This window comes from Streptomyces sp. CY-1 (assembly GCF_047218265.1).
GTDB lineage: Bacteria > Actinomycetota > Actinomycetes > Streptomycetales > Streptomycetaceae > Streptomyces > Streptomyces niphimycinicus.
This window is the reverse complement of the sequence record NZ_CP178393.1, coordinates 8,355,741-8,376,481: the sequence shown is the minus strand read 5'-3', so window position 1 is coordinate 8,376,481 and position 20,741 is coordinate 8,355,741. Positions and strand designations below refer to the sequence as shown.

Here is a 20,741-nt window from a genome sequence, read left to right as displayed (position 1 = left end):
AGCGGCTCAGCCGGTGAGCGCGGGGATGACCCGCTCGCCGTACGCGTCGAGGGTGCGCTCCTTCGCGTCATGCATCGCGTAGACGGCGAACTGGTCGACCCCCAGGGCCCGCAGCCGCTCCAGCTTCTCGATATGCGCCTCGGCCGGGCCGAGCAGGCAGAACCGGTCGACGATCTCATCGGGGACGAAGGCCGTGTCCGGATTGCCGCTGCGGCCGTGGTGGGCGTAGTCGTACCCCTGCCGCTCCTTGATGTACGCGGTCAGGGACTCGGGCACGGCGCCGGAGTGCTCGCCGTAGCGGGAGACCAGGTCGGCCACATGGTTGCCGACCATGCCGCCGAACCAGCGGCACTGCTCTCGGGCGTGGGCCAGGTCGTCGCCGATATACGCGGGGGCGGCGACGCAGACGGTGACCGCGTCCGGATCGCGCCCGGCCTCGGCGGCGGCGGTGCGCACCGCCTTGACCATCCACTCCGTCAGGAAGGGGTCGGCGAGCTGAAGGATGAATCCGTCGGCCTTCTGCCCGGCCAGCGCGAGCGCCTTGGGGCCGTACGCCGCCATCCACACCGGCAGCCTGCCGTCCTCGATCCAGGGGATGCGCATCGGGCTGCCGTCCACGACGGCCTCCCTGCCCTCCGCCAGATCGCGGATGGCGTCGATGGCCTCGCCGAGGCGGGCGAGGGTATTGGGCTTGCGCCCGGCCACCCGCAGCGCGGAGTCACCGCGGCCGATACCGCAGACGGTGCGGTTGCCGTACATCTCGTTGAGGGTGGCGAAGGTGGAGGCGGTCACCTCCCAGGTGCGGGTGCCCGGATTGGTGACCATCGGGCCGACGATCAGCCGCTCGGTCCGGGCCAGGATCTGGCTGTAGATGACGAACGGCTCCTGCCACAGCACGGCGGAGTCGAAGGTCCAGCCGTAGCCGAAGCCGTTGCGCTCGGCGCGGCGCATCAGCTCGACGACGGCCGAGGCGGGCGGATCGGTCTGTAGGACGAGTCCGAAGTCCATGCTCGCTCCCTGGCTCAGCCGAGGTACTGACAGGTGTCGCGGACGAGGAACTGGCCGTGCCCGGCCCGCCCGGTGTACTTCCGCCGGTCGATGACGGGGACACCGCGCGACAACACGGTCTCGACCTGTCCGGTGATCCGCTTGCCCTCGTACGCCGAGTAGTCGACGTCCATATGGTGGGTCTCGGCGGACAGGGTCTGCTGGGCCGCCGGATCGTAGACGACGATGTCGGCGTCGGTCCCGGGCGCGATGGTGCCCTTCCGCGGATAGAGGCCGAACATCCTGGCCGGGGTGGCGCAGGCGATCTCGATCCAGCGGCGGCGGGAGATATGGCCGTCCACCACGGCCTGGTGGAGCAGGTCCATCCGGTGCTCCACGCCCGGCATACCGTTGGGGATCTTGGAGAAGTCGCCCCGGCCCAGCTCCTTCTGCCCGGTGAAGCAGAACGGGCAGTGGTCGGTGGAGACCACCTGGAGGTCGTTGGTCCGCAGCCCCCGCCACAGCGCGGCCTGGTGCTCGACGGGCCTGAGCGGTGTGGAGCAGACGTACTTGGCGCCCTCGAAGTCCGGTTCGGCGAGATTGTCCGTGGACAGGAACAGATACTGCGGACAGGTTTCGCCGAAGACCGGAAGCCCCAGGTCACGTGCCTGCGTCAGCTCCGCGAGGGCCTCCTGGGCCGACACATGGACGACATACAGCGGGGCGCCGGCCACTCGGGCGAGCTGGATGGCGCGGTGGGTCGCCTCCGACTCCAGCAGCGCCTTGCGGACCTCACCGTGGTAGCGGGGGTCGGTCCTGCCCTCGGCCAGGGCCTGTTCCACCAGGACGTCGATGGCGATGCCGTTCTCGGCGTGCATCATGATCAGCCCGGCGTTGGCGGAGGCGCGCTGCATGGCCCGCAGGATCTGCCCGTCGTCGCTGTAGAAGACCCCCGGGTAGGCCATGAACAGCTTGAAGCTGGTCACGCCCTCCCCCACCAGGAGATCCATCTCCTTGAGCGCGCTCTCGTTCACATCGGAGAGGATCATGTGGAAGCCGTAGTCGATGGCGCAGTTGCCCCGCGCCTTCAGGTGCCAGGCGTCCAGCCCCTCGCGCAGGGCGTGCCCCACCGTCTGGATGGCGAAGTCCACGATGGTGGTGGTGCCGCCCCAGGCCGCCGCCCGGGTGCCGGTCTCGAAGGTGTCGGAGGCGAAGGTGCCGCCGAACGGCATCTCCATATGGGTGTGCCCGTCGACCCCGCCCGGGATGACGTACTTGCCGGTGGCGTCGATCGTACGGTCGGCCGTCCAGCCCTGGGCGTACGCGCTGCCGGACGAGGCGAGGGCGGCGACCTTCCCGTCCTCGATCAGCACATCGGCCAGGGTCTCCTCGGCGGCGGTGACGACCAGCCCGCCGCGGATCACGGTACGGGACATCAGCTCACGCTCCTTCCGGACCGGGCGGTCCTGAGGGCCGCCTCGAGGATCTCCGCGCCCTCCTCGGCCTCGGCGACGGTGAGGCTGAGCGGCGGGGCGATCCGCAGCACGCTGCTGTTGTGCCCGCCGCCCTTGCCGATGAGCAGCCCGCCCTCCCGGGCGGCCTCCAGAACGGCGGACGCGCCCTCGGGGTACGGGTCGCCGGTGCCCGGCTCGACCAGCTCGATGCCGATCATCAGCCCTCGGCCGCGGACCTCGCGCACGGTGTCCAGACCGGCGCAGGCGGCGCGCAGCCGCTCGATCAGCAGCCCGCCGACCCGGCGGGCGTTGCCCTGTAGATCGTGTTCGACCAGGTGGGTGAGGTTGGCCAGACCGGCGGCCATCGTGATGGGGCTGCCGCCGAAGGTGGAGATGGAGTTGGCGTCCAGGCAGTTCATGACCTCGGCGCGGGCGACGACACCGCCGATCGACATCCCGTTGCCGATGCCCTTGGCGAAGGTGAGGATGTCGGGCGGCCCGGAGCGGTCGTGCGCCTGCCAGCCCCAGAAGTGGTCGCCGGTGCGGCCCCAGCCGGTCTGCACCTCATCGGTGATCCACAGAATGCCGTGCCGGTCGAGCACCTCGCGGAAGGCGGCGAACAGCCCGTCGGGCGGCGAGGTGAAGCCGCCGACCCCCTGCACCGGCTCGGCGATCAGCGCGGCGACATTGCCGTGCGCCTGGCCGAGGATGTCCTCGAGGTCGGCGACGCACGCCTTGATGTACTCCCCGTCGGACAGCCCGGCGAACGGCCCCCGGGTGCGCACCCCGCCATGCACATACAGCGTCTGGAGCGGCGACAGGCTGGTCGGCGACCAGCCGCGGTTGCCGGTGATGCCGACGGCCGAGAAGGAGCGGCCGTGGTAGCTGTTGCGCATCGCCAGGATCTGGTTGGAGCGGCGGTAGGTGGTGGCGAGCAGCAGGGCCGTGTCATTGGCCTCGGTGCCGGAGGTGGTGAAGAAGACCCGCGCGTCCGGGATGCCGGACAGGGCGGCGACCCGCTCGGCCAGGTCGACCATGGGCCGGTCGAGGTAGAGCGTGGAGGTGTGCAGGATCCGGCCCGCCTGCTCGCTGATGGCCTTGGTGACCTCGGGGAGGGCGTGCGCGGTCATCGTGGTGAGGATGCCGCCGAAGAAGTCGAGGTAGCGGTTGCCCTCGGCGTCCCAGACATGGCGGCCCTCGCCGTGGGTGATCTCGATGGGGCGCTGGTAGTAGACGGCGAGCCAGTCGGGGAGGACGGCTTGGTGCCGGGTGTGCAGGGCCGCGTGGATGCGGCCGCTGCCGTCGCTCGTGGCACTGCCGCTGCTCACGGCATCGCCGCTGCTCATGGCATCGCTGCTGCCACTCGTGGCCTCGCTACTGCTGCTGCTCATGGCTTCACCAGCCCCTCGTAGGCGTCGGGGCGCCGATCGCGGTAGAACGCCCACTGCTGCCGCACCTCGTCGATCAGACCGAAGTCGAGGTCGCGGATGATCAGCTCCTCCTCCTTGTCACTGGCCACGTCGCCGACGAACTGACCGCGCGGATCGACGAAGTAGCTGGTGCCGTAGAAGTCGTTGTCGCCGTACTCCTCGGTGCCGACGCGGTTGATCGCGGCGATGAAGTACTCATTGGCGACGGCCGCGGCGGGCTGTTCGAGCTGCCAGAGGTAGGCCGAGAGCCCGCGGGAGGTGGCCGAGGGGTTGTAGACGAGCTGCGCCCCGGCCAGCCCCAGGGCGCGCCAGCCCTCGGGGAAGTGGCGGTCGTAGCAGATGTACACCCCGACCTTGCCCACGGCGGTGTCGAACACCGGCCAGCCCACGTTCCCCGGCTTGAAGTAGTACTTCTCCCAGAACCCCTTGACCTGCGGGATGTGGTGCTTGCGGTACTTGCCCAGATAGCTGCCGTCGGCGTCGATCACGGCCGCGGTGTTGTAGTAGAAACCCGACTGCTCGAGCTCGAAGACCGGCACCACGACCACCATGCCGGTCTCCCGCGCCAGCTCCCGCATCCGCCGCACGGTCGGCCCATCCGGCACCGGCTCCGCCCACCGGTAGTGTTCCGCCTCCTGCACTTGGCAGAAGTACGGCGCGTTGAACACCTCCTGGAAGCCAATCACCTTGGCGCCCTGCGCGGCCGCCTGCCGGGCGTACTCCTCATGCTTCGCGATCATCGATTCGGTATCGCCGGTCCAGGTGGCCTGGACGAGAGCGGCACGTACGAGGTTGGCCATGATGAGCTCCTCAACCTGTGTCTACGCACGTAGAATCCGGCTCTGAAGAACGTAAGAGCGCACTGACCACTCTGGCAATACCGCCGCCGTTACTCAACGAAGACGATCACGTTTCCTGTTTTGTCGGGTCGCGGGGTGGGTGGATGGGTGCGGGTTTCGTCTCGCGCCTTCGGCGCAATTGAGCAGCGGCAGCGGGGGTAGGGGGCGCGGCGCCGCCGCCGGGCGCCGGGCCGGTGGGCGCGAGCGCCGGTGACGGCGCCCGCGCCCGGGAGCTGAGGCCGATGCCGGAGTGACGGAGGCGGGGACGATTCCGGGAAATCGGCGCGGGCCGCTCGCCGACCGCCGGGCCGGTGGGGCGACTGCCGGTGGCGGCGCCTGCACCCGGAAGCTGGGGCCGATGCCGGACCGCCCGGGGGCGGGGGTGCCTCCGAAAAATCTGCGCGGGCCACCGGGCCGGTGGAGCGCACCCGGATGGCGGCTCCCGTGATCCGGGGCTAAGAGCCATTCGGGCTAACGGCCCCCTCCGGGCCCCCCTCGAAAAAACGCTTGATCTCAAGCAACTAATTTGTCAAACGTTTTCAAGAGGGGTACCCCCCGCCTGCCCGGCACCGACCCCAGCCCCCGACCAGCGCGGCCGCCACCGGCGCCCACACCCACCAACCCGGCGCCCGGCAGCGGCGCCGCGCCCCCACCACCGCCGCCGCTGCTCAAATGCGCCGAAGGCGCGAAACGGCGCCGCACCCAACCACGAGCACCACCCGGAGCCCAGGCTCATGCTCAGGCTCAGGTTCAGGCGGGACCGGGTACGCCCGGCAGCCCGGCGGCGCGCATCGCATGGGCGAGATCGTGGTGACTGCTGGAGGACACACCTGCGGCAGCATCAAGCAGCAGGGGCACCAACGTGGCGGGGTCCTCTGCCGCCGCCCGCGCCGCCTCCTCCGGCGTACGGGCCCGTACCAGCGCCTCCAGCAGAAACGCAGCCCTGCGAGAGGCACCCGCCGCGAGGAGCGCCTGGGCGGTGTGGGCCACCTCGTGGGCGGGGCGCGAGACGCTCTGCCGTAACAGCCGCTCGCCGTCGGCCTCGCGGTCCGCCGCGACCAGCGCCTCGGCGGCTGCGGCGAGCCGTGGGGGCGGCAGACACGCCATCTCCCACAGCAGCGTGGACACATCGGCCCCGAGTCCGGCACGCTCAAGCTCCTCCGCGAGGACGGGCAGCCGTGGGGCGGACCAGGCGGCGGCCTCGTACAGCACGACATGGGCCTCACCGGAGCGGCCCGCCGCCCGGAGTCGGCCGAGCCGCGCGACGGCCTCCTGGGCGCCACGTCGCGCTGCGGCGCGCTCCGCCGCCTCCTGGGCAAGCCGCCGCCCGTCGTCGACTGCCTTGTCCCGCCTACGGCGTTTACCGCCGCCCTCGCCGTCGTACGCCCCGGCGAACCGAGCACCGCGCGGGGTCGCGGGAACTTCGCTCCCACTCTCCGCCAGGGGCGAGCCAGGCGAGGACGACGGCGACGCCGCCACACCCCCTCCTCCGGCCCCGGCAAACCGCGCCCCGCGCGGTCGAGGTCGCGCGGCGACAGGGGCGGGCTCAGACGCGGCGGGCGCGGACTCCCGACCCTGCGCGGGGGACCCCGAAGACTCGTCCACACCAGATGCGGAGGCGCCCACAGGAGTGCCCGGTGATGTGAACCCCGTCGTCGCAGCCTGCGCGGCGCCGCGGAACCCGGCCTCCGAAGCCGTCGGGCGCGGCCCCGTGGCCGCCTCCTCAACCCCCGCAAACCGCGCCCCACGCAGCCCAGGTCGCGCGGAGCCCACAGCAGGCGTGGGGGCGCCCACGGCGTTACCCAGTGGTGTCGCCCCCGCCGTGGGGGCCACCGACCAGGGTCCCAGAGCGGACGCTGACGGCGCGGGCCGCAAGTCCTGCGCGGGCGGCTCGATAGACGCGTCCGCGCCCGACCCCGCACCGGGCGCGGGGACACCCACGGCGGTACCCGGCGGCGTGGGCCCCGCCACCGGGGCCACCGACCAGGGGCCGGGGGCGGACACTGTCGACCCGGGCCCCAAACCCTGCGCCGGGGGCTCGAAAGACGCGTCCGCGCCCGGACCGACAGCAGACGCGGGGACACCCGCGGAGGCGCTCGGTGGCGTCGCCCGCGCCGTCGGGGCCACCGACCAGGGCGCCGCCAGGGCGGACGCTGGCGGCGCGGGCCGCAAGCCCTGCGCGGGCGGCACGGCAGACGCTTCCGCGCTCGAACCCACAGCGGACGCGGAGGTGCCCGGTGGCGTGGGCCCCGCCGTCGGGGCCAACGGCCAGGGCGCCGGGGCAGGCGCGATCGGCGTGGGGCCCGTCAGGGTCGATGGGGTTGTGGTGGGGCTCGGCGGCGGGGTCGGTGCGGTGGCGGGGGCCCGGGCCCCGGAGGCGGGCAGGGCGGTGAGGCGGGCGTGGAGTTCCTCGGTGCGGGCCGTTGCGCGACGCCAGTCGTCATGGGCCCAGGCCAGCTCCGCGGCGAGGCGTTCGCGGTCGGCCGTGGCCTCGGCGGTGGACAGCGCCGTCTGGAGGTCGCGTTCGCGACGGGCGGCGTTCCGTCGTTCGCGCAGCATGCCGTCCAGGCGGTCCCGGAGTGCCTCTCGGCTCCCGGGTCCGGCGTCGTGAGCCGCGACCGAGGCACGGTAGAGGGTCGCCGCCCGGGCCGCCGCCTCCTGGGCGGGCCCGGCGCCGCGCTGGGTGGAGAGGTCCTGAAGCAGGGACTGGACGACGTCCCACGGCGGCACCTCCAGGCCGTCGAGACAGGCCCTCAGCCCCTCGGGGTCGCGCAGGGCGAAGACGCCGTACCAGCCCGTCCCCGCGTCCAGCCGTCTCGTCAGCGCCCGCAGATATCTCGCGAACTCCTCGACCTCGGCCGGGAGTTGCCCGCTCGCCATGGCCTCCCCTCCCTTCCCCCTCGGGCGATGCACGGCCCAAGGCCACGCATTCGACACCCTGCGTGTTACGGAATCGGTTACGGCTGCGCTACGAGCGCTTTTCCTGCTCCGCACATGACAGGCAAACTTGCAAGTTTAGCTGTTGAACTTCTAGGGTGAGGGCATGGCCACGCCCGACCCCCTGCCCACCGAGCCCGCCCACCGGCCAGAGACCGGCCCGCGGCCGGAGGCCGCCCCGCAGGCCGAGGAGCGCATCGCCGTCGACCTCGCCGCCGTCGTCAGCCAGCTCATGCGCCGTATGCGGGCCGCCTCCTCGCAGGGGGCGCTCACCCCCTCCCAGCGGGCGGTCATCAGCCGGCTCTACACCGAGGGGCCGACCACCACCGCCGCGCTGGCCCGCGCCGAGCTGGTGCGGCCGCAGTCGATGCGCATGATCCTGGCCGCGCTGGAGGAACAGACGCTGGTGGAGCGGGCCCCGCACCCCACCGACGGACGGCAGGTGGTCTTCTCGATCACCGATCTCGGGCGGGAGGCGATCACATCCGTACGGCAGGCCAAGCAGAGCTGGCTGCTCGACGCGATCGACACCCGTCTCGACGCCGATGAGCGCCGCACCCTCGCCGAGGCCACCGAACTGCTCAAGCGGCTGGTCCAGGAATGACCGACACCGCGGGCAAGCCCGCCATCCCCCCGGCGACGGGGACGGGCACTGGCACGGGGACGGGGACGGGGGCCGCGAACTCGGTCCTGGGCAACCCCACCGGCGCCGCCGACCCCTTCGGTCCCCGGCTGATGGCCCCGCTGCTCATCGGCTCGGTCCTCAACCCCGTCAACTCCACGATGATCGCCACCGGGCTGGTGGCCATCGGCCATGACTTCGGCGTCGGCGCCGCCCGGACCGCCTGGCTGGTCGCCTCCCTCTACCTCGCCAGCGCCGTGGCGCAGCCCGCGATGGGCCGGCTCGCCGATCTGCTCGGGCCGCGCCGGGTCTTCCTCTGCGGGCTGCTCGTGGTGTGCGCCGCCGGGCTCGTGGGCGCTCTGGCGCCCGCGTTCGGCTGGCTGATCGCCTCGCGGGTGCTGCTCGGCATCGGTACGTCCGCGGCGTACCCCGCGGCGATGGCGCTGCTGCGCGCCCAGTCCGTCGCCACCGGACGCGAGACACCGCGCCCCGTGCTCGGACGGCTCTCGCTCGCCGCGCTCGGCAGCGCGGCGGTCGGGCCGGTGCTGGGCGGGGTGCTCATCGCGACGGCCGGATGGCGAGCGATCTTCGCGGTCAATGTGCCGCTGGCCCTCCTCGGCATCGCCCTCGCACTGCTCTGGCTTCCCAGGACCCGTATGGCGAGCGCGGGCAGCGCGGGCAGCGCGGGCAGCGCAGAGAGCACGGACGCCGGGGCGCGGACGGCGGGCGGCGCCTTCGATCCGCTCGGGATCGCGCTGTTCACCGGCACTCTCACCACCCTCATGATCTTCCTGATGGACCTGGAACGGCCCAACTGGGCGCTGCTGCCCGTCGTCCTGGTCCTCGCGGCGGCCCTCACCTGGTGGCAGTTGCGCCGCCCCCGCCCCTTCATCGATCTGCGGATGATCGGCCGCAACCGCTCCCTCGCTCTCACCTACCTCCGCCACGGCACGGCGTACCTGGTCATCTACATGGTCATGTACGGCTACGCGCAGTGGCTGGAGGAGGGGCATGGCTACTCCGCCTCCCGGGCCGGACTGATCATGCTGCCCATGTCGGGCGCGGCCGCCGTGTGCTCACTGCTCGGCGCCCGTACGAAGGGCATCTACGCACCGCTCGTCCTCGCGGCCGTACTGCTCGCCGCGGGGAGCGGGGTGCTGCTGCTCGCCGACGAGTCCACCCCGCTTCTCGCGCTGCTGCTGGCCGCGGTCCTCTTCGGACTGCCGCAGGGGCTGTCCTCGACCGGCAACCAGGCCGCCGTCTACACCCAGGCCCCACGCGAGAGCGTCGGCGCGGCGGCCGGGCTCCAGCGCACCTCGCAGTACCTCGGCGCGATCACCGCCGCCGGGCTGATCGGGCTCTTCTACGGACAGCGGGCGACCGCCGCCGGGCTGCACGGCATCGCCATGGTGGCGGGTGCGCTCAGCCTCGCGGTGCTGCTGCTGACCGCCACCGACCGGGCGCTGCGCGCCCGCGCCCGTACCTGACCTACGACCCCCAGACCCCCAGACCCACAGACCCGGGCCCCCAGGCCCCCAGACCCAGCCCCCAGGAGGCACCATGCCCGCCACCGTGCTCGACCCGAACACCGCCCTGGTCCTCGTCGACCTCCAGAAGGGCATCACCGGACTGCCCACCGTCCACCCCACCGCCGAGGTCATCGAGCGCGGCGCCCGGCTGGCGGCCGCGTTCCGCAAGCGGGGGCTGCCGGTCGTCCTCGTCCGGGTCGTGGCCGGGGCGCCGGGCCGTACCGAGGCTCAGCGGGGCGGCGGAGGCGGGCAGTTTCCGGCGGACTTCGCCGACCTCGTGCCGGAACTCGGCCAGGAGGACGGCGACGTCGTGGTCACCAAGCACACCTGGGGCGCCTTCCACGGCACCGACCTCGACCTCCAGTTGCGCCGCCGCGGGGTGACCCAGGTGGTGCTCGGCGGCATCGCCACCAGCATCGGCGTGGAGTCCACGGCCCGTGGCGCGTACGCGCACGGGTATCACGTGACGCTGGCGACCGACGCCATGACCGATATGGACGCCGAGGCGCACCGCAACAGCGTCGAGAAGATCTTCCCCCGGCTCGGGGAGACCGACTCCGCCGACGCGATCATCGGCCTGCTGGGCTGAGAAGCCGCAGAGCTGAAGCTTGGGCCGACGGGCTCCTGGATCGCACCAGAGCCCGCCGACCCACCGCTCGGCCCACCGCGTCGGATCAGCGCTTCGGGCTGACCACCATCGCCGAGCCGCCGCCCCGCCGTTCCGTCTCGGCCGCCGCCAGCCACCGTCCGCCGGACAGCCGCTGCACCCCGGTCGCCGCCCCGATCTCGGGGTTCTGCTTGAAGGAGTGGCCGAGCGCCTCCAGCTTGGCGCGCTCGGGGCCGTTCCACAGCCCCGGTTCCAGCTCCGTCTGGGCCGCGTTGCGCTGGCTGGCGCGCGGTGCGGCGATCGCGTCCACCAGCGGCATGCCCCGGTCGACGTGATTCAGCAGGGTCTGAAGCACGGTGGTGATGATGGTCGCCCCGCCCGGGGAGCCCAGCGCCAGCACCGGCTTATGGCCGTCCAGCACGATCGTCGGCGACATGGACGAGCGCGGCCGCTTCCCCGGGCCCGGCAGGTTCGGGTCGTGGACGGCGGGGTCGGCGGGCGCGAAGGAGAAGTCGGTCAGCTCGTTGTTGAGCAGGAAGCCACGGCCGGGGACGGTGATCCCGCTGCCGCCGGTCTGCTCGATGGTGAGGGTGTAGGCCACCACATTGCCCCACTTGTCGGCGACCGTGAGATGCGTGGTGTTCTCGCCCTCGTACGTGGTCGGGGCGGCGTGGCCGCGGGTGTCGCAGGAGCCGGGCGCGGACAGGTTGTTCGGGTCGCCGGGCGGTACGGGGCTCTTGAGCACCGCGTCGTCCTTGATCAGGCAGGCCCGGGAGTCGGCGAACCGCTGCGAGGTGAGCCCCTTGGTGGGGACGTCCTCGGCGGCGGGGTCGCCGACCCAGCGGCCCCGGTCGGCGAAGGCGATCCGGCTGGCCTCGATATAGCGGTGCAGATACTGGAGGTCGCTGAGCTTGGAGAGGTCGGTCTTCTCCAGGATGTTGAGCGCCTCGGCGACGCTGGTCCCGCCGGAGGACGAGGGCGCCATGCCGTACACGTCCAGACCGCGGTAGGCGGTCCGGGTCGGGGCCTGCCGCTTCGTTCCGTAGGCCCGCAGGTCCTCGGCCGTCAGATCGCCCGCGCGCACCACGCGCTGCGCCTTCGGGTCGACGGGCGGCTTGCGCACGGTGTCGACGATGTCGCGGCCCAGCTCGCCCTTGTAGATCGCGCCGACGCCCTTCTTGGCCAGCAGCGCGTACGTACGGGCGAGGTCGGGGTTGCGGAAGGTCGAGCCGACCGCCGGGGGCTGGCCGCCGGGCAGGAAGAGCTTGGCGGTGGCCGGGAAGTCCTTGAAGCGGGCCTGGTTGTCGGCGGTCTGCTGGCGGAAGGTGCTGTCGACGGTGAACCCGTCGCGGGCCAGCCGCTCGGCGGGCCTGAGCACCTGCCCCAGGGAGCGGGTGCCCCAGTCCTTCAGGGCGTCGTTCCAGGTGGCGGGGGTGCCGGGGGTGCCGACGCTCAGCCCGCTGGTGACGGCGTCGGCGAACGGCAGCGGTTTGCCGTCCTTGCCGAGGAAGAGCTTCTGGTCCGCGCTGCGGGGCGCGGTCTCGCGGCCGTCGAGCGTGGAGACCTTGTGCCGCTTGGCGTTGTAGTAGACGAAGTAACCACCGCCGCCGACACCGGCCGAGTACGGCTCGGTGACGCCGAGCGCGGCGGCGGTCGCCACCGCCGCGTCCACCGCGTTGCCCCCGTGCCGCAGCACATCGATCCCGGCCGCCGAGGCGTCGGCGTCCACGCTGGAGACGGCGCCGCCGTAGCCGACGGCCACGGGTGTCTTGGCGGGAGCGGGCTTCGCGGTGCCGTCCTGATCCTGCCCGGCGGCACCGGCCGGGACGACGCCCAGCACCGCGACCATTCCGGCCGCGGCCGCCAGCGCGGGCAGTCGGCGCCGGACGGCCGCCGCGGCGGAGGCGCGAGTGGTGGACGTGGTTGACGATGCGGCTGGTCGTACGGCGTGCCCCATCCGTGACCTCCAAGCGAAACGACAGGGAGCGGAGCCTACCCGCGAGCCTCATGCCCACGACAGGGGTAGTGGATCGCCGATCCGTCCCGCCATCCGTACAGGTGCGCGTTCCCGCGTTCGTTCACCCGTACGCTCGAACGCGTACCCGATCGGCCGCTACGATGCGCGGCCATGACAGACACCATGCAGGACCTGATCGCCTCCGCGGCGGCCCTGATCGTGGGCCTGGCTGCCGGCTGGGCCGTGCATTCGGCGTTCGGGCGCCGCAAGCGCGCCCGCGAGCAGCGCTTCTTCGGACTGCCGGAAGGCTCGGAGTGCGTGCTGGTCACCCATCGGGACAGCACCTCGGCCCACTGGAGCATCCCCCGCCATGACGCGCTCGCGCTGCTCGGTCTCGCGTCGATCGTGGAGAACTGCGGGGCGCATACCGAGGTCGCCCCGCATGACACGGGGCTCCAGGGCTTCGGCGCGCGCACGGAGTTCTGCGTCGGCGATCCGACCGCGCACCGCAGGCTCGCCGCCCATATGACCAATCTACTGCCGGGCGTCACCGTGCACCCGGGGGACGACTCCGGCACGGACCGGGGGATGTTCACCATCGCCGGTACGCACTACCGCCCGGAGCCGGGCACGGTCGAGTATGTGCTGCTGGCCCGGCTGACGGCGGGCGACGACAGCCGGCCGGTCTTCCTGGCGGCCGGACAGCGGCCGGTCACCCATCGCGCCGCCGTCCGCCACCTCGTCCGCAACCGCGCCAAGCTGGCCCGGAAGTACGGCGCCCAGGGCTCCTTCTGTCTGCTGCTGAAGGTGGTCAACTCCCAGGCGTACGGCCCGGATCTGGTGGAGCTGGTCGCGGATGTGACCAAGCCCGCGACCACTCCGGCGGGCCCGCGCGCCGCCGCGAAGGCTGCCGCGAAGGACGACTGAGCCCGGCCAAGGGCGACTGAGCCGGCCCAGAGCCACCGACTCAGCCGCGGACCCGGGCGAACAGGCGCGCCCCGCCCATCAGACACAGCGCCGCCAGGGCCAGGGTGACGGCCGCCCCGACGGCGACCGTGGTGTTGGCGTAGTGCCCCAGGAACACCTGGCGCACCGCGTCGACCGTGTAGCTGAACGGCACGGCGCGCGAGGCGCCCTCCAGCCATCCGGGGGCCAGGGCCATCGGCAGCAGCAGGCCGGAGAGCAGCATCAGCGGCATGGCCGCCGTGTTGGCGATGGCGGCGAACTCCGGGGATGTGCGGACGTTCATGGCCAGCCCGTAGGAGAGCGCGGACAGGGCCGCCGCGAGCACGGCCACGAACAGCAGGCCGATCAGCACACCGGGGAGCGGGGCGCGCAGCCCGAAGGCGAGACCGAGCAGCACCAGCAGCACCGACTGGGCCACGAGCTGGACGACATCGCGCAGGGTGCGGCCGAGCAGCAGCGCCAGCGGGCTGACCGGGGTGACCCGCATCCGGTCCAGAACGCCGAGGTTGCGGTCCATCAGCAGTCCGAGCCCGACGTACGACCCGCCGAGCAGGGCGAGCTGGACGAGTACGCCGGGGACCAGCGTCTGCCAGGACGATCCGCTGACGCCCATGTCGAGTCCGGTCAGCAGCGGGCCGAAGAGGGCGAGCAGGAGCAGCGGCTGGAGCATCCCGAAGAAGAGATTGGTCTTCGAGCGGAGCGTCGAGCGCAGACAGCGGCCGAAGACGATGCCGGTATGGGCGAGAAGAGTCATAAGGGGCCCTTGGGTTTGTCGGATGCCCCTGAACCCCGGGGCCTGGGGTCTGGGGCGAAGCCCCGGTTGTGGGAAGGGACGGGGAGGGGAACAGCCCGCCGGACACCCCTCAGATGGCGAGGGGTCGCTCGGCCGTGGACCGGCCGGTGATGGCGAGGAAGGCGTCCTGGAGGCTGGCGGCCGGATCGCCCGCATAGCGGCGCTTGAGCTCGGCGGAGGTGCCCTCGGCGACGATCCGCCCGGCGTCCACGACCACGATCCGGTCGGCGAGCGCATCGGCCTCGTCCAGGTAATGGGTGGTGAGGAAGACCGTGGTGCCGTGCTCGGCGCGGACGCGCCGCACCAGGTCCCACAGCTCGGCCCGGCTGCCGGGGTCGAGACCGGTGGTGGGCTCGTCGAGGAAGAGCACCTCGGGCCGGTTGACCAGGCCCAGCGCGATCTCCACCCGACGGCGCTGACCGCCGGACAGGGCGCCGGTCGGGCGGTCCATGAGCCCCGACAGGCCGAGTTCGGCGGCGAGTTCAGCGGCGCGCCCGGCCGCCGCGCCCCGGGACATCAGATGCAGCCGGCCCTGGGTGACCAGCTCCTCGCGTACGGAGCACGCCGGGTCCAGGCCGCCCGACTGGGCCACATAGCCGATCCGCCGCCGTACACCCGCCGGATCGCGGAGCAGATCGCGCCCGGCGATCTCGGCCTCGCCTCCGCTGGGCGGCAGCAGGGTGGTGAGCATGCGCAGGGTCGTGGTCTTACCGGCGCCATTGGGGCCGAGGAAGCCGAGGATCTCGCCGCGGCCGACGGTCAGATCGATACCGCGGACGGCGTGCACGGGGCCGCTGCCCAGCGCGAAGGTCCGGGCGAGGCCGCGGACGTGGATGACGGATGAGGACATGCCCACGATCAGAGCACAACGCTCCCCAAACTTGCAATCGACTTAAAGATCAGAGGCGTATGCAAGTTTGCAACGGGATACACTGACCGCCATGAGCGAAGGACTGCGGGAACGGCACAAGCGCCGTACGCGCCGACGGATCGCGGACGTGGCCACCGGCCTGTTCCTGGAACGGGGCTTCGACCGGGTCACGGTCGCCGAGGTCGCCGAGGCCGCGGAGGTGTCCGTCAACACCGTCTACAACTACTTCCCGGCCAAGGAGGATCTGGTCCTGCCGCCCGATCAGGCATCCCCGCGGCGGCTCGCCGACATCGTGCGCGAGCGCCCGCCCGGCCGGTCCGCCGCCCAGGCGGTGCTGGACCGGCTGCGCGAGGAGGTGGCGCGCCGCGACCGCTCACTGGGGCTGACCGAGGGCTTCGGCCCGTTCTTCGCGATGATGCGGGCCGCCCCCACGCTGCTCGCCCGGCTGGAGGAGCTGGGCCACCGGATGAACGACGAACTGGCCGCCGTGCTCGCCGAGGAGACCGGCACGGCGCCGGAGGATCCGCTGCCACGTGTGGTGGCCGCCCAGATCAGCGGCTATCACTCACTCATCTTCGGCGAGATCGGCCGGCGCGTCACGGCGGGTGAGCGCCCCGACGCCATCGCCAAGGCCGTGGCCGAACTCCTCGACGCCATCGAGGAGATGCTCGGCGCGCCGATGCTCGGCTACGCCGTACGGGAGGAGCGACCGTGTTCCGAGTGACGATCCGCGGGGCCTTCGAGGAACTGGGCGAGGACGATCGCGAGGCGCTGCGCACCGCGGTCGACTCCTTTCAGGTGGGCTTCACCGAGGCGGGCACCTTCACCTGCGACCAGAGCCTTTCGGCGTTCACCTTCCGCTGCCAGGTTCCGGCGGAGCCGGACGACGGCGAACACGAGGCGACCGAACAGGCCATCGCGGCGCTGACCGCCCACGGTTACCCCCATCGGATCCTGCGGGTCGGGGTGACGGACATGCGGGACATCAAGATCCGCCGCAAGGGCGGACGGCGCAACCCCCGCGGGGCGGGCGGCACGTAGCGCGATGGACGATGGGCGATGGACGCACTCCCGCGCGAGCGGCGCTACGGGGTGTCCGGCGGGTCTTTCCCCCTCCCCGCCCCTTCCCGCTACCAGGGGTTTCACCCCTGGACCCCGAACTCCGGGGCGAAGCCCCGCCTTTCGGCCCCTCCGGCACTTGAGGAGCAGGTCCTGGGGCAGAGCCCGCCTTCAGCCCCTCCGGCGTTTGAGGAGCGGGGTCTGGGGCGGAGCCCCAGTTGTGGGAAGGGGCGGGGAGGGGGACGGCCCGCCGCAGGCGTCGCGATCCGTCGGACACCCCCTGAGCGCGGGGCCCTGGGCCCAGCCCGGGGTCAGGGCTCGACGCGAGGTCAGGGTTCGACGCAGGGCCGAGGCTCGGCGGTTGCTTCCGCTCGCGCGGAATTCCGCCCGGGCGGGGCCGGACCCTGGCGGATCCGGCCCCCGGATAGCGCCCCGGGCCGGGCCGGCCCCGGCAGCCGACCACGGCCTCTATCGTTACCCAGGCGTAACTTACCGCGCTATTACCGCCGGTAAACCCCCGAGTTACCGTCAGGTCACCAGCACCGGTGCTCCCCTGCCCCCACGGCACCCCCACGGCACCCCCACCAGGAGCCACAGTGACCCCTGCCCGCAAAGCCCCGCGCCCCACGACAGCCGCCGCCGTCTCGGTGGCCGTCCTGGCGGGAGCGGCCTTCGGCCTCGCCCCCTCCGTCCAGGCCGCGGCACCGGCCCCCACCACCGCCACAGCCGCCTCCGCCGAATCCACCGCCTCGGGCGTCTCCATACGGTTCGTCGACATCCCCGGCGACGGCGGCGTGAAGCTGGCCGCCAACGTCGTGGCCCCCGCGGACGCCGACGCCTCCCGCCGTCTGCCCCTCGTCGTCCTGCCCACCAGTTGGTCCCTGCCCCAGGTCGAATATCTCGCCCAGGCCAAGAAGCTCGCCGAAGCCGGATATGTGGTGCTCACCTACAACACCCGCGGCTTCTGGCAGTCCGGCGGGAAGATCGAGACGGCCGGGCCGCCCGATATCGCCGACGCGTCCAAGGCCATCGACTGGGCGCTGGCCAACACCCCCGCCGACCCCGACCACATCGGCATGGCCGGGCTCTCCTACGGCGCCGGGATCAGCCTGCTCGCGGCCGGTGCCGACCCGCGGATCAAGGCCGTGGTGGCCATGAGCGGCTGGGCGGACCTGGTCGCCTCGATCTACGGCAACCGCACCCAGCACTCCCAGGCCGCCGGGCTGCTCGCCGGGGCCGGGGCGCTGACCGGCCGGCCCAGCGAGGAGTTCCAGCAGATCCTCGATGACTTCTTCTCCTCCAACCTCGCCAAGGAAAAGGATCTGATCGCCTGGGGCAAGAAGCGCTCCGCCGCCACCTACCTCGACCGGATCAACGCCAATGGCGCGGCCATCATGCTGGGCAACTCCTGGGGCGACTCGATCTTCCCGCCCAACAGTTACGCCGACTTCTTCGACAAGCTCACCGGCCCCAAGCGACTGGAGCTGCGGCCCGGCGACCACGCCACCGCCGAACTCACCGGGCTGCTCGGACTGCCCAACACCACCTGGAGCCATGCCCGGCAGTGGCTCGACCGCTACCTCAAGGGCGAGCGCAACGGCATCGACACACAAGCGCCGGTGCAACTGATGTCCCGTACGGCGCGCGGCGACGACTACGAGGGGTACCCGAGCTGGTCGGCCGTCCCCTCCGAGCAGCGCCGCGTCCCGCTCGCCGGCACCGAGAAGATCACCGCCAACCACGACTCCGGTGCCAATGCCGGAACGGTGCTGCTGAGCGGCGCCCTCGACCAGTTCCTCAAGGTCCCGCCGCTGGCCTCGATCCCGCTGCTGCCCCGGTCCCACGCGGCCGTCTGGCAGACCGGAGCCTCCGCTCGCGAGCAGCGCGTCCGCGGCACCGTGAAGCTCCACACCACCGTGACCAGCGACCGCTCGGACGGTACGGCGGTCGCGTATCTCTACGACGTGGGCTCGCTGGGCGTCGGCAAGCTCATCACCAACGCCCCGGTCACCTTCCACGACCGCACCCCGGGCACGCCGTTCGGAGTGGACCTGGAGCTGTTCTCCACGGCGTACGACGTCCCGGCGGGCCACCGGCTGGCGCTGGTCGTCGACACCGTCGATCCGCTCTACATCGAGCACAACCCGGACGGCGCCCATCTCACGTTCTCGTCCCCGGCCGCCGACCCGTCCTACCTCACGGTCCCGGTCCGCGATTGAGGCAGCCTCCGGCCGTCCCGGCTCAGCCGCGGGTGTCCCCCGGCATCGGGGCGGCCGGTTCGGCGGCGGCGACCTCGACCTGGTGGGTCTTCACACTGCGCCGCTCCCGCTTGGCCACCCAGTTGGCGAACCACGACAGCAGCATGCACATCCCGATGTAGATGGGTGAGATCACCATGACCACCGGGATGAACGGCAGGTCGTAGTCGAGATTGGACGCGATCAGCTTTCCGGCGTGCAGAAACTCCTCGTAGGTGATGAGGAAGCCGAGCGAGGTGTCCTTCAGGGCCACCACCAATTGGCTGATGATGGCCGGAAGCATCGCCCGCACCCCCTGCGGCACCAGTACGGACGCCATGACCTGGGTCTTCCGCAGGCCGAGCGAGTACGCCGCCTCGCGCTGGCCGCGGTCCACCGAGTTCACCCCGGCCCGGAACACCTCGGCCAGCACCGAGCCGTTGTACAGCGTCAGCCCGGTGACGAGGGCGGGCAGCGGCTGGACCTTCAGCGCCACGAAGACGAAGAAGATCATCACCAGGACGGGCATCGCCCGGAAGAACTCCACCAGCAGCGTGGCCACCCAGCGCACCGGGCGATGCTCGGAGAGCCGCCCCGCGGCGAGTACCCCGCCGAGGGCGAGCGAGAGGACCGCGGCGATGCCGAACGCCTTGAGGGTGCCCGCGAGCCCGTTCAGCAGCAGCTCCTGGATGCCCTTGTACTCGAACGGCATCCACTTGCGGTAGGCGAACTGGCCGGTGTGGACGAGGAGATAGACGACCCAGCCGAGCAGGGCCAGCAGCACGGCCGTCCCGGCCAGCGCGTAGATCCGGTGCCGGCGCCGGGTGTGCGGCCCGGGGACGTCGTAGAGGGCGGTGGTCGAGGGGGCGGTCATCGCCGCACCCCCCAGCGCCGCTCCAGCAGGGCGAAGATCGCGCTGATGGCGAGGGTGATGATCAGATACCCGACGGCGATCCAGACGAAGGACCAGATGATGCTGTAGCCCCGTTCATTGAGGGGTTTATAGGTGCCGAGCAGTTCGGTGACGCTGAACGAACCGGCGATGGCCGAGTTCTTGGCGAGCGCGATCAGGGTCGATCCGATCGGCGGGATGACCGAGCGGAACGCCTGTGGCAGCACCACCGCGCTCAGCGTCTGGTCGAACGTCATGCCCAGGCTGCGGGCCGCCTCGCCCTGCCCCACCGGCACCGTGTTGATGCCCGCGCGCACCGCCTCGCAGATGAACGCCGAGGTGTAGCAGCCGAGCGCCAGCACCGCGAAGACGGTGAACGGCAGCACCAGACCGAAGCGCGGCAGCCCCAGCATCACCGCGAAGAACAGCAGCGTCAGCGGGGTGTTGCGGAGCACCGTCACCCAGGCGGTGCCGAAGGCGCGCAGCGAGGCGACCGGCGCCACCCGGAAGGCGGCCATCAGGATGCCGAGCGCGAGGGCGAGCAGCGAGGCGTAGACGGTCAGCTCCACGGTGCCGAGGAAGCCCTTGCCGTAAAGCGCGAAGTTCTGGGTGAGCACGTCCATGGGAGGGCCTTCAGCCGGTGCGGTAGCGGTCGATGGGGGGCGGCTTGGGGGCGGGCACACCGGAGAGGCCGAGGGTCGCCTCGTACGCCTGCTTCCAGTCGCCGTTGCGCTCATGGACCTGGATCGCGTCGTCCAGCGCGAAGCGCAGCGCGGTGTCCCGCTTGGGCACGCCGATGCCGTACGGCTCCTTGGAGAAGGGCCGGCCCACCACCTTCAGCTCCTCGGGGGCCTTGGCCGCGTAGCCGAGCAGGATGGTGTTGTCGGTGGTCACCGCGTCGACCTGGAAGCTGAGCAGGTTGTCCACGCACACCGAGTACGTGTCGTACGCGACCGCGTGGGCCTTGGGGTAGTCGGCCTGGATGCGCTGGAGCGGGGTCGAGCCGGCCACCGAGCAGACGGTTTTGCCCGCGAGGTCGGCGGGGCCGTGGATGTCGTTCTCGTCGGTGCGCACCAGCAGCGACTGTCCGGCCATGAAGTACGGCCCGGCGAAGCCGACCAGCCGTTTGCGCAGCGGATTGATGGTGTAGGTGCCGACGTAGAAGTCGATCTGGCCGCTCTGGAGCGCGGTCTCGCGGTTGGCGGAGGCGATGGTCTGGAAGCGGATGGTCTTCGGGGCGAAGCCGAGGGAGGCGGACATCATGCGGGCGATCTCGATGTCGAAACCCGAGTAGCGGCCGGTGGCCGGGTCCCGCTCGCCCAGATAGGGCTGGTCCTCCTTGACCCCGACGGTGAGATGGCCGCGGCGCTCGGCCCGGCGCCAGGTGGGCGAGGCGGGCAGCCGGAAGCCGGTCGCCACCTTGTAGGTGGGCAGCTTCTCGGCCCGGGGTCCCTTGGCGGGCGGGCTGCCCTCCTTGCCGCAGCCGGCCATGAGCAGCAGGGCCAGGGCCGTTACGAGGGCGGCGGTCGCGCGGCGCAGCCGCCTCATGTCCGTCATCACC

The 20,741-nt window shown here is 72.0% G+C and carries 18 protein-coding genes; 7 read left to right on the top strand and 11 right to left on the bottom strand.

Annotated features, from left to right (window positions below; genetic code table 11):
• Window positions 1-6: 6 nt before the first annotated feature.
• The 5 genes from ACK1X7_RS36035 to ACK1X7_RS36015 all read right to left on the bottom strand — a co-directional run bounded on the left by ACK1X7_RS36035 (window position 7) and on the right by ACK1X7_RS36015 (window position 7,590).
• Complete coding sequence (locus ACK1X7_RS36035; RefSeq protein WP_361499975.1) at window positions 7-1,008, bottom strand: TIGR03842 family LLM class F420-dependent oxidoreductase; 1,002 nt, start codon at window positions 1,006-1,008, stop codon at window positions 7-9.
• Between the two features lie 14 nt (window positions 1,009-1,022).
• On the bottom strand, window positions 1,023-2,426 hold the full coding sequence (gene hydA / locus ACK1X7_RS36030; RefSeq protein WP_216347113.1) for a dihydropyrimidinase: 1,404 nt from the start codon (window positions 2,424-2,426) through the stop codon (window positions 1,023-1,025).
• On the bottom strand, window positions 2,423-3,832 hold the full coding sequence (locus tag ACK1X7_RS36025) for an aspartate aminotransferase family protein (RefSeq protein WP_390792832.1): 1,410 nt from the start codon (window positions 3,830-3,832) through the stop codon (window positions 2,423-2,425). Before ACK1X7_RS36025 ends, hydA begins: the two co-directional genes overlap by 4 nt.
• Complete coding sequence (locus ACK1X7_RS36020) at window positions 3,829-4,671, bottom strand: nitrilase-related carbon-nitrogen hydrolase (protein WP_385152520.1); 843 nt, start codon at window positions 4,669-4,671, stop codon at window positions 3,829-3,831. Before ACK1X7_RS36020 ends, ACK1X7_RS36025 begins: the two co-directional genes overlap by 4 nt.
• 789 nt (window positions 4,672-5,460) lie before the next feature.
• Window positions 5,461-7,590, bottom strand: coding sequence for a hypothetical protein (locus ACK1X7_RS36015; protein WP_413116152.1), 2,130 nt, complete (start codon window positions 7,588-7,590; stop codon window positions 5,461-5,463).
• A gap of 163 nt (window positions 7,591-7,753) precedes the next feature.
• Here ACK1X7_RS36015 and ACK1X7_RS36010 point away from each other — a divergent pair, with 163 nt between their 5' ends.
• The 3 genes from ACK1X7_RS36010 (at window position 7,754) to ACK1X7_RS36000 (ending at window position 10,387) form a co-directional block, all read left to right on the top strand.
• The gene (locus ACK1X7_RS36010) at window positions 7,754-8,251 is read left to right on the top strand and encodes a MarR family winged helix-turn-helix transcriptional regulator (RefSeq protein ID WP_385152514.1); all 498 of its coding nucleotides are present in this window, start codon (window positions 7,754-7,756) and stop codon (window positions 8,249-8,251) included.
• Window positions 8,248-9,756 (top strand): MFS transporter, encoded by a 1,509-nt coding sequence (locus tag ACK1X7_RS36005; RefSeq protein WP_413116151.1) that lies wholly within the window; start codon window positions 8,248-8,250, stop codon window positions 9,754-9,756. The genes ACK1X7_RS36010 and ACK1X7_RS36005 overlap by 4 nt, the downstream gene beginning before the upstream one ends.
• A gap of 73 nt (window positions 9,757-9,829) precedes the next feature.
• Window positions 9,830-10,387 (top strand): isochorismatase family protein, encoded by a 558-nt coding sequence (locus tag ACK1X7_RS36000; protein WP_385152508.1) that lies wholly within the window; start codon window positions 9,830-9,832, stop codon window positions 10,385-10,387.
• 85 nt (window positions 10,388-10,472) lie between these two features.
• On the opposite strand, the gene ggt is transcribed toward ACK1X7_RS36000, so the two are convergent.
• Entirely contained in the window at window positions 10,473-12,254 is a 1,782-nt protein-coding gene (gene ggt / locus ACK1X7_RS35995; RefSeq protein ID WP_385152529.1) for a gamma-glutamyltransferase, read from the bottom strand.
• Between the two features lie 279 nt (window positions 12,255-12,533).
• On the opposite strand from ggt, the gene ACK1X7_RS35990 reads away from it, so the two are divergent.
• Window positions 12,534-13,289, top strand: coding sequence for a hypothetical protein (locus ACK1X7_RS35990; protein WP_385152505.1), 756 nt, complete (start codon window positions 12,534-12,536; stop codon window positions 13,287-13,289).
• 40 nt (window positions 13,290-13,329) lie between these two features.
• Here ACK1X7_RS35990 and ACK1X7_RS35985 read toward each other — a convergent pair whose 3' ends face one another.
• Together ACK1X7_RS35985 and ACK1X7_RS35980 are read right to left on the bottom strand one after the other, a co-directional pair.
• Window positions 13,330-14,082 carry an ABC transporter permease gene (locus ACK1X7_RS35985; RefSeq protein WP_385152502.1) on the bottom strand — a complete coding sequence of 251 codons (753 nt, stop codon included), beginning with the start codon at window positions 14,080-14,082 and terminating at the stop codon, window positions 13,330-13,332.
• Window positions 14,083-14,191: 109 nt separating this feature from the next.
• Entirely contained in the window at window positions 14,192-14,971 is a 780-nt protein-coding gene (locus ACK1X7_RS35980) for an ABC transporter ATP-binding protein (protein ID WP_385158560.1), read from the bottom strand.
• Window positions 14,972-15,062: 91 nt separating this feature from the next.
• Here ACK1X7_RS35980 and ACK1X7_RS35975 point away from each other — a divergent pair, with 91 nt between their 5' ends.
• The 3 genes from ACK1X7_RS35975 to ACK1X7_RS35965 all read left to right on the top strand — a co-directional run bounded on the left by ACK1X7_RS35975 (window position 15,063) and on the right by ACK1X7_RS35965 (window position 18,270).
• A complete protein-coding gene (locus ACK1X7_RS35975) occupies window positions 15,063-15,716 on the top strand; it encodes a TetR/AcrR family transcriptional regulator (RefSeq protein ID WP_385158558.1) in 654 nt (217 codons plus the stop codon).
• Window positions 15,704-16,033 (top strand): DUF6204 family protein, encoded by a 330-nt coding sequence (locus ACK1X7_RS35970; RefSeq protein WP_385158556.1) that lies wholly within the window; start codon window positions 15,704-15,706, stop codon window positions 16,031-16,033. Before ACK1X7_RS35975 ends, ACK1X7_RS35970 begins: the two co-directional genes overlap by 13 nt.
• 614 nt (window positions 16,034-16,647) lie before the next feature.
• Window positions 16,648-18,270 carry a CocE/NonD family hydrolase gene (locus ACK1X7_RS35965; RefSeq protein ID WP_413116150.1) on the top strand — a complete coding sequence of 541 codons (1,623 nt, stop codon included), beginning with the start codon at window positions 16,648-16,650 and terminating at the stop codon, window positions 18,268-18,270.
• A gap of 22 nt (window positions 18,271-18,292) precedes the next feature.
• Here the strand turns inward: ACK1X7_RS35965 and ACK1X7_RS35960 are convergent, their stop codons facing one another.
• The 3 genes from ACK1X7_RS35960 to ACK1X7_RS35950 are packed head-to-tail and all read right to left on the bottom strand — an operon-like array spanning window position 18,293 to window position 20,737.
• Window positions 18,293-19,162: an amino acid ABC transporter permease gene (locus tag ACK1X7_RS35960; RefSeq protein ID WP_385137936.1), complete on the bottom strand. Its 870-nt coding sequence runs from the start codon at window positions 19,160-19,162 to the stop codon at window positions 18,293-18,295.
• Complete coding sequence (locus ACK1X7_RS35955) at window positions 19,159-19,803, bottom strand: amino acid ABC transporter permease (RefSeq protein ID WP_383139942.1); 645 nt, start codon at window positions 19,801-19,803, stop codon at window positions 19,159-19,161. Before ACK1X7_RS35955 ends, ACK1X7_RS35960 begins: the two co-directional genes overlap by 4 nt.
• Before the next feature lie 10 nt (window positions 19,804-19,813).
• Entirely contained in the window at window positions 19,814-20,737 is a 924-nt protein-coding gene (locus ACK1X7_RS35950) for a glutamate ABC transporter substrate-binding protein (RefSeq protein WP_390792827.1), read from the bottom strand.
• Window positions 20,738-20,741 lie beyond the last annotated feature (4 nt).

Coding starts and splice junctions, on each gene's coding strand:
- ACK1X7_RS36035 (WP_361499975.1), bottom strand. CDS start 1,008: ATGGACTTCGGACTCGTCCTACAGACCGATCCGCCCGCCTCGGCCGTC.
- ACK1X7_RS36025 (WP_390792832.1), bottom strand. CDS start 3,832: ATGAGCAGCAGCAGTAGCGAGGCCACGAGTGGCAGCAGCGATGCCATG.
- ACK1X7_RS36020 (WP_385152520.1), bottom strand. CDS start 4,671: ATGGCCAACCTCGTACGTGCCGCTCTCGTCCAGGCCACCTGGACCGGC.
- ACK1X7_RS36015 (WP_413116152.1), bottom strand. CDS start 7,590: ATGGCGAGCGGGCAACTCCCGGCCGAGGTCGAGGAGTTCGCGAGATAT.
- ACK1X7_RS36010 (WP_385152514.1), top strand. CDS start 7,754: ATGGCCACGCCCGACCCCCTGCCCACCGAGCCCGCCCACCGGCCAGAG.
- ACK1X7_RS36005 (WP_413116151.1), top strand. CDS start 8,248: ATGACCGACACCGCGGGCAAGCCCGCCATCCCCCCGGCGACGGGGACG.
- ACK1X7_RS36000 (WP_385152508.1), top strand. CDS start 9,830: ATGCCCGCCACCGTGCTCGACCCGAACACCGCCCTGGTCCTCGTCGAC.
- ggt (WP_385152529.1), bottom strand. CDS start 12,254: ATGGTCGCGGTGCTGGGCGTCGTCCCGGCCGGTGCCGCCGGGCAGGAT.
- ACK1X7_RS35990 (WP_385152505.1), top strand. CDS start 12,534: ATGACAGACACCATGCAGGACCTGATCGCCTCCGCGGCGGCCCTGATC.
- ACK1X7_RS35985 (WP_385152502.1), bottom strand. CDS start 14,082: ATGACTCTTCTCGCCCATACCGGCATCGTCTTCGGCCGCTGTCTGCGC.
- ACK1X7_RS35980 (WP_385158560.1), bottom strand. CDS start 14,971: ATGTCCTCATCCGTCATCCACGTCCGCGGCCTCGCCCGGACCTTCGCG.
- ACK1X7_RS35975 (WP_385158558.1), top strand. CDS start 15,063: ATGAGCGAAGGACTGCGGGAACGGCACAAGCGCCGTACGCGCCGACGG.
- ACK1X7_RS35960 (WP_385137936.1), bottom strand. CDS start 19,162: ATGACCGCCCCCTCGACCACCGCCCTCTACGACGTCCCCGGGCCGCAC.
- ACK1X7_RS35955 (WP_383139942.1), bottom strand. CDS start 19,803: ATGGACGTGCTCACCCAGAACTTCGCGCTTTACGGCAAGGGCTTCCTC.
- ACK1X7_RS35950 (WP_390792827.1), bottom strand. CDS start 20,737: ATGACGGACATGAGGCGGCTGCGCCGCGCGACCGCCGCCCTCGTAACG.